This window comes from Pseudomonas sp. B2021 (genome assembly GCF_018135665.1).
GTDB classification, from domain to species: Bacteria; Pseudomonadota; Gammaproteobacteria; order Pseudomonadales; family Pseudomonadaceae; genus Aquipseudomonas; species Aquipseudomonas lactis.
This window is the reverse complement of record NZ_SMOF01000001.1, coordinates 2755327-2762101: the sequence shown is the minus strand read 5'-3', so window position 1 is coordinate 2762101 and position 6775 is coordinate 2755327. Positions and strand designations below refer to the sequence as shown.

At 58.1% G+C, this 6775-nt stretch carries 9 protein-coding genes and 1 pseudogene; 5 read left to right on the top strand and 5 right to left on the bottom strand.

Translation table 11 applies throughout. The features are described from left to right. A pseudogene (locus E1K68_RS12280) lies at window positions 1-203 on the bottom strand (DUF3995 domain-containing protein); the annotation flags it as partial. A 93-nt stretch (window positions 204-296) separates the two neighbouring features. Between E1K68_RS12280 and E1K68_RS12275 the strand changes: the two are divergent. Both E1K68_RS12275 and E1K68_RS12270 read left to right on the top strand, forming a co-directional pair. Beyond that, entirely contained in the window at window positions 297-686 is a 390-nt protein-coding gene (locus E1K68_RS12275; RefSeq protein WP_034134960.1) for a DUF2946 domain-containing protein, read from the top strand. Window positions 687-777: 91 nt separating this feature from the next. Next, window positions 778-2904 (top strand): TonB-dependent receptor, encoded by a 2127-nt coding sequence (locus tag E1K68_RS12270; protein ID WP_212614153.1) that lies wholly within the window; start codon window positions 778-780, stop codon window positions 2902-2904. A gap of 140 nt (window positions 2905-3044) precedes the next feature. Here E1K68_RS12270 and E1K68_RS12265 read toward each other — a convergent pair whose 3' ends face one another. Next, window positions 3045-4052 carry an ABC transporter substrate-binding protein gene (locus tag E1K68_RS12265; RefSeq protein WP_003191654.1) on the bottom strand — a complete coding sequence of 336 codons (1008 nt, stop codon included), beginning with the start codon at window positions 4050-4052 and terminating at the stop codon, window positions 3045-3047. 131 nt (window positions 4053-4183) lie between these two features. Continuing rightward, window positions 4184-4633 (bottom strand): hypothetical protein, encoded by a 450-nt coding sequence (locus E1K68_RS12260; protein ID WP_044274081.1) that lies wholly within the window; start codon window positions 4631-4633, stop codon window positions 4184-4186. A gap of 395 nt (window positions 4634-5028) precedes the next feature. Between E1K68_RS12260 and E1K68_RS12255 the strand changes: the two genes are divergently transcribed. From E1K68_RS12255 to E1K68_RS12245, 3 genes are all read left to right on the top strand, one after another. Next, complete coding sequence (locus tag E1K68_RS12255; RefSeq protein ID WP_080765570.1) at window positions 5029-5304, top strand: hypothetical protein; 276 nt, start codon at window positions 5029-5031, stop codon at window positions 5302-5304. Window positions 5305-5414: 110 nt separating this feature from the next. Continuing rightward, window positions 5415-5645: a hypothetical protein gene (locus E1K68_RS12250; protein ID WP_003191661.1), complete on the top strand. Its 231-nt coding sequence runs from the start codon at window positions 5415-5417 to the stop codon at window positions 5643-5645. Between the two features lie 69 nt (window positions 5646-5714). After that, the gene (locus tag E1K68_RS12245) at window positions 5715-5957 is read left to right on the top strand and encodes a DUF2789 domain-containing protein (protein ID WP_138761471.1); all 243 of its coding nucleotides are present in this window, start codon (window positions 5715-5717) and stop codon (window positions 5955-5957) included. Here the strand turns inward: E1K68_RS12245 and E1K68_RS12240 are convergent, their stop codons facing one another. Then, on the bottom strand, window positions 5958-6161 hold the full coding sequence (locus tag E1K68_RS12240; RefSeq protein ID WP_003191664.1) for a hypothetical protein: 204 nt from the start codon (window positions 6159-6161) through the stop codon (window positions 5958-5960). It abuts the gene before it with no gap. Between the two features lie 158 nt (window positions 6162-6319). Further along, the gene (locus E1K68_RS12235) at window positions 6320-6724 is read right to left on the bottom strand and encodes a TraR/DksA C4-type zinc finger protein (RefSeq protein WP_003191666.1); all 405 of its coding nucleotides are present in this window, start codon (window positions 6722-6724) and stop codon (window positions 6320-6322) included. Between the last annotated feature and the right edge of the window lie 51 nt (window positions 6725-6775).

The window sequence follows — 6775 nt, the reverse complement described above, 5'->3', positions numbered from 1 at the left end:
GCAATCGCCACCAGCCCCATCGCCACCAGAAAAGTGCCCAGCGCCGACGGTTTGAACGCCGGCCTCGGCCCGCTGGCGAACTCTCCGGGCAGTTGCGGGATAGCGGCCAGGCTGCCGAGCTTGCCACCCGCAGCCCAATACAAATGCACCATGCTGATGAAGGTAAATACCCCGACGATCCATCGCGCAATGACAAAGCTCATGGTCGGCGCTCCACAAAAATGTGCGAATGAGGATAGTCGCCCTGAGATTTTTTGCAGGCATTTCGTCGGTCGCTGATGATAAAGTGCCACCCCATGAAACTCGCCCGTGCCGACCGCTCACTCATTGCCTGGATGCTTTACTGCTGCGTCCTGTTCAATGTGTTCGCCTGCAGCATTGGTCATGGGCAGATGGTGGGGATGCAGCTCAACGGCATCAGCGGCCAGTTCTGTACGGTCGACCCACGTACCCAGGCGCCGCTGCCCAGCAACTCGACAGACGAAAACCTGCCCACGCTATCCAAGGCATTTGGTTGCCCGCTGTGCTCTACCGGCGGCATGGGCCCGGCGCTCAATTCCCACCTGAACGTGGCGGTGCTGCCACAACCCCATGCGCCGCCTGCTGCGGTGGTGCTTGCTGCTGACATTCCCGCCCGCTTCACCTGGCCTGCGGCTAATCCCCGCGCGCCACCTGCCGTCGCCTGATCCCTGCGCTTTCTGATCTGCATCGCCCCGTTGCCGTAAGGACTACGGGTAGCTGTGCGTTGTTTTCGAGCCAAGTTTTCAGGATTCAACCATGAAACATTTACCCCTGTTGGCGGGCCTGTTCGGCTGCCTGCCTGTTTGCGCCTCAGCCCTTGAACTGGCGCCGACCACCATTGATGGCGAGCAAAGTGCCGAGCCGGGCCTGGCCCTGGACCAACCCAGCGGCATGGCCTCGCGCCTGGGCCTGAGCGTGCGGGAAACCCCGGCGTCAGTGGCCATCGCCAACCGCAACGATATCGAGCGCCACGGCGCCAAGACCTTCCGCGATGCGGCCAATACCCTGCCCGGTGTCAACGCCAGCGCCCCGCCCGGTTTTGGCGGCTTTGTCTCGTACCGGGGGTTTAGCAGCAGCCAGATCACCCAGATGTTCAACGGCATCAATGTCGCCACGGGCCTGGCGCGGCCGGTGGATGCGTGGATCTACGACCGCGTCGAACTGGTGGGCGGCCCCTCCTCCTTGATCAACGGCGCAGGCTCCGTGGGTGGCTCGTTGAACTACGTGACCAAGCTGGCAACCCGCGAGGAACAGGCCGTCGAAGGCCAACTGAGCTATGGCAGCTACGACACCGCCGGCATGGCGTTCGGCCTCAACCATGCGCTGACCGAACCCGGCGCCGACGTACAGCATTACGCCCGCCTGGACGTGAGCCGCAACACCAACCACAGCTACATCGACCGCGATCAGCGCGATGCCTGGAGCGTCGCATTCTCCCTGCTCAGCGACCTCACCCCGAACCTGTCCCACACCCTGGCGCTTGAGTATCAGGACGAACATGAAGACAGCCCGTACTGGGGCACGCCGGTGCTCAACCCCAAGGCCGGTGAACTGAAGATCGACAAGCACAACCGCTTCAATAACTACAACGTTGCCGACGGTCGTTATGAGCAACGCACGATCTGGGCACGGTCGATCATCGACTACCGGATCAACGACAGCACTACGCTAAAAAACACGCTTTACCACCTCGACAGCCAGCGCGACTACCGCAACCTGGAGACTTACCAGTACAACGCCAACAACAGCGCGGTGAACCGCTCGACGGCCTATCAGGTGCGGCACCAGGGCGAGCAGAACGGCAACCAGTTCGAACTGCGCCATGACTCCAGCGTGTTCGGCCTTGCCACCACCTGGTCGGGCGGTTTTGAGTACAAGGTCAACAGCACCACCAACAGCCCCTTGAACGTGCCCGGCAAAAGTAGCGTGGACCCGAACCACTACGACCCAGGGCACTTCTATGATATTCCCGGTACCCAGCCAGGTTTCGTCAAGGACAAAACCAACCAGGTGACCACCAAGGCGCTGTTCGTGGAAAACCGTCTTGGATTGACAGACAAGCTCTCGCTGCTGACCGGCCTACGCTATGACGCCATCGACCTGGACGTGACCAACCACCGCACCCTCACCGCCACCAACCCACGGCACTTCAAGCGCAGTTGGGAACCGGTAACGGGCCGGGTGGGCCTGACCTATCAGTTCATCCCGTCCGCCAATGTCTATGTGCAATACAGCACCGCCGTCGAACAGCCCAATACCACTACCCAAGTGTTCGACGTGTCCACCGGCAAGCAATGGGAAATCGGCAGCAAGTTCGATTACCTGCAAGGTAGGGGCTCCGCCACGGTCGCGGCCTACAAGATCGAACGCAAGGACTTTGCCGTCACCGACCCGCTGGACCCGACCAGCAGCATCCCGGTGGGCGCGCAGTCGTCCAAGGGCATCGAACTGGCCAGCTCGTTGCATATCACACCGAAACTACTGGCCGAAGGCAACTTTGCCTGGGTGGACGCGCAGTACGATGAGTTCAACGAAAAAACCGCCAGCGGCGCCGTGGTGTCGCGCAAGGGCAACACGCCGACCAACGTGCCCAAGCGTGTGGGCAACCTCTGGCTGACCTACGACTTTGCCGAGGATTGGCAAGGTGGCGTGGATGCGCGCTACGTCGCCCAGGTGTATGCAGACAATGCCAACACCCAGACCGTGCCGGCGTATACGCTGTTTGGCACATTCCTGCGCTATAAGCTGGATGCGAACACCTCGGTCACCGGGCGGGTGCGTAACCTGACCAACGAGGTGTATGCCGAGTTTGCCCATGTGTCGCCGGCGTACTATCTGGGGTCACCGAGGACCTTTGAGCTGGCTGTACAGACCAAATTTTAAAGCTCAAACACAATCAAATGTGGGAGCTGGCTTGCCTGCGATAGCGGTGGGTCAGCATAAAAATAGGTTGTCTGACACTCGGTCATCGCAGGCAAGCCAGCTCCCACATTTTGATCTTCACTGGATACCAAGACTGGCGCTTACTTGAGGCTCGCCTCGACCTTCTGCGCCACATCGTCCGTCAACCACGCCTTCCACACCTGTGGATGTTCCTTGAGAAACGCCTGGGCCACCTCCCGAGGGGGCGTATGGCGCTCGCTCATCGTCGCCAAGGCTTTGTTAAGCGGCTCGATGGGAAACTCGACCTTCTCGAAGAACTCGGCAATGTGTGGATGTTCCTGCTGGAACGGCGTCGATACGCCAATGCTCAACTTGGACGCCAACGAGCGCGTCGGCTTCGGGTTCGGGTTGTCCGCGTCAGTGAGGGTCTTCCACGCATCTGCATCAAATGGCGGTTCTTCCAACTGGATCAATTTGTAGCGCCCCATCAACGGGGTCGGCGACCAGTAGTAGAACAGCACGGGCTTGCCCCGGCGAATCGACGAGGCAATCTCCGCATCCAGCGCTGCGCCTGACCCGCTGCGGAAGTTCACGTAGCTGTCGTCCAGGCCATAAGCCTTGAGCTTCTGTTTGTTGACCACTTCGGAGGTCCAGCCAATAGGGCTGTTGAGAAAGCGTCCCTTGCCTGGAGACTCAGGGTCTTTGAACACGTCCTTGTAACGCGCCAGGTCCTGTACGCTTTTGAGGTCCGGTGCCAGGGGTTTGAGCCCTTTTGCCGGGTCACCCTTGACCACGTATTCCGGCACCCACCAACCTTCGGTGGCGCCTTTGACGATATCGCCCAGGCCCGTCACCTTGCCTTCGGCTTGCGCCTTGACCCACACCGGACTGCGGCCAGCCCACTCCTCGCCGATCACCTGGATATCATTCTTGGCCAGGGCGGTTTCCAGGGTGATGGTGGTGCCTGGCAAGGTGTCGGTGGGCAGGTCATAACCCTTCTCGACGATAAAACGCAGGACTTCTGTGATCAGGCTGCCGCTTTCCCAGTTCAGGTCGGCAAAATGCACCGGTGCCTGGGCAGCCGATACCGGCAATGACAGAGTCAGGGTCGTCAGGCCCGCCGCCAGCAGTGACTTCAATCCTTTCATGCCTATGCACCTCGCGTTTTCGCAGTCATGGCGAACGGCTTTGCTGCGAATGCGCGAAGCCTCTGAATAGTTAAGTCAACTCAACTGTAGTAGAGGTTCCAAAAGACAAAGATGCACAGCGTATTTATCGCCTACTCGCTGGCCTTGAAGGTCACCAGCTCACCCTTGCGCCATTTGGCGGCTTTGCCCGTCACGGCCTTCAGGGTTTTGGTCAACCCTTCTTGCAATTGCTCATGGGCGGCGAATACCAGCATCACGCTGTGGCCTTCCTTGAACACAATACCCTGGCCTTCGTTCGATGACACAAAGGCATAGTCGCCGAGGCCGTACACGGTCAACTTGATGTCGCGAAACCTCAATTCGAACTTGCCACCCTCGCGGCTGGGCAACACCGAAGCGCGAAAATGGTCGCCCACTTTGAGTTCCAGGCGCGGTTTGTCATCCACGACCAGCGCCGTTTCAGTATCGATCTCGGCGATATAAATACCTTCCGGCGTCTGTTCAGTGATGTAGACAAACCGAGATTGAAACTGCTTGACCAACTTAGCGCGCAAATCACCCAGCACGAATAACGCGTGCATATCCAGATTACTGACTGCCAAGGAAACGCCCCCACATCAAAAAAGCGCTGGCCGCCGAAGCGAGCAGCACAAAAAATAGCCGTTACGACACGATCATAGAGTCATTAAAAAACTGAAGAGAACGCGTAAGGCTAGTACAGACATCTGCGGCGGACCTCATGCAAGGTCATCCGGTGGTACAGCAAATCACAGGTTCAACGACCCGAGAATACAGGTCGACCAACTTCAGAGAATAACCCGATTAAAAGTGCAGTTTTCCGACACTCAACACAAAAAATACGCAAGACATGGAACCAGTCGCGAACTGCCGACGACAATACTAAAACAGCAACCGGGGTCAAAACCACCGCAAATGCTAACCACAGGCCAATAAGATCGATCGACAGGAGCTGAGCATGCAACGACGTCAACACGACGCTACGTCCTTCCACACTCGTTCATCATGTCCAGACGAACGCCAATACTACTGCTTGCTTAACCTTGACGGGTACTCCAATTCAGTGCTGTACCAAGTTGTACCGGCAGGAAAGAACTTTTTTCATATTCTTGAAGTGCCCAGCGGCAGGATCAAGGGTTTTCGCAGTGATCACAACAAGGCCTGTGAACTGGCCAAGACTCTGGAAGCAAAGCTGCACGCTCGTTGCGGTCGGGTCGTTTCGTCACCTGGCTGACTTTACTGCGCCACCGCCCCTCAACAACTGCCATACTGGCCCGTCCATTGAAGTTTGCCCCCTGCGGGTCAGGTTTCATCAACGCAGTTACCTTGAAGGGAAAGCTATACGTGACGGAATTTGATATTGGCGAATTTATTATCCACGGTGATGCGAGGGAAGTAGACGGCGAGTTTCAAGCGGTCATCATCATGCGGGCCAAACCGCCGCTGAACAAGGTCACCGCGCACCAGGTGGAAAAAGACCGCTGGTTCAAAACCGCCGACGCAGCTGCCGTGGCGGGCAAAGAAGCGGCCCAGGCGCTGAAAGCCGCCGTAGATTGCGGCGCGCTCAATTCCTGACAATCCGATAGAACTCTGGCGTCCCCCGACCCCTCACATGCATGACGATAAACCCGCATGGAGAACGTTATGGACACCACGACCCCAACCCTTGAAACCCTGTTCGAACAACTGGGCCTGGATTCCAGCCAGGAAGCTATCGAGCGTTTCACCGCCGAACATCGCCTGCCCGATGATGTAAAACTCATCGACGCGCCGTTCTGGAGCGAACAGCAGGCGAACTTCCTCAGGGAGCAATTGCATGTCGACGCAGAATGGGCGCCCGCAGTGGATGACCTCAATGCACTGCTGCATGAGCCTCCCCGCATGTGATCAATGCAGGCTGTCGGACGCTTCACTGCGCAACAGCGCTTGCCAGGCAGCCTGGCATTCCTGCGCCTCATCCCGGCTGGCGAACGCGGTGCCGCGCTGCTCACCGTTGAGTAACACTACCCAGCAGGCGCGCTGGCCCAGGGCACGCAGGGTTTCAGGCACGCCACTGCCGATCATCACGGCCACATCGACTTTGTTTTGCATGGAGCTTCTCCGCAGCATTAGTTAGCTGGCTAACAATGTTGGCCATGCTACGGTTTTATTCCAGTTGGAAAAAGCTATCTTCGGAATAGCTTCATTGCATAAACAGCAACAATGTAGAGACCGGGACGGCCAGCTCGAGAGCCGCCCCATTCACCGCATCAGGCTTGACGCTGGTGCTTGTCGATCTGCTCGTGGCGCTCTTGCGCTTCGATGCAGTACTTGGTGGTAGGGCTGATCAGCAGGCGCTTGAGGCCGATAGGCTCGCCGCTGTCGTCACACCAGCCAAAGGAATCTTCCTTGATGCGTTCCAGGGCGCGCTCAAGTTGCGGCAGCATGCGCTGGTCGCGGTCAATGGCGTTCACCAACCAGGTGCGCTCTTCTTCCACGGAAGCCGCGTCAGCCGGGTCGGCCGGGGTGTCCAGGCTTTCAATGGCGATACGGTTCTGCTCAATGCGCTCGTGGTGTTCCACTTTCATGTCTTGCAGCAACTTCTCGAAAAAAGCGTGCTGTTCGGCATTCATGTAGTCATCCGCCGGCATGGCCAGCAACTTTTCCTTTGTCATTGATTTCTCTATAAAAAATACGTGCATTAAGGCGAATAAGGGAGCGTTCCG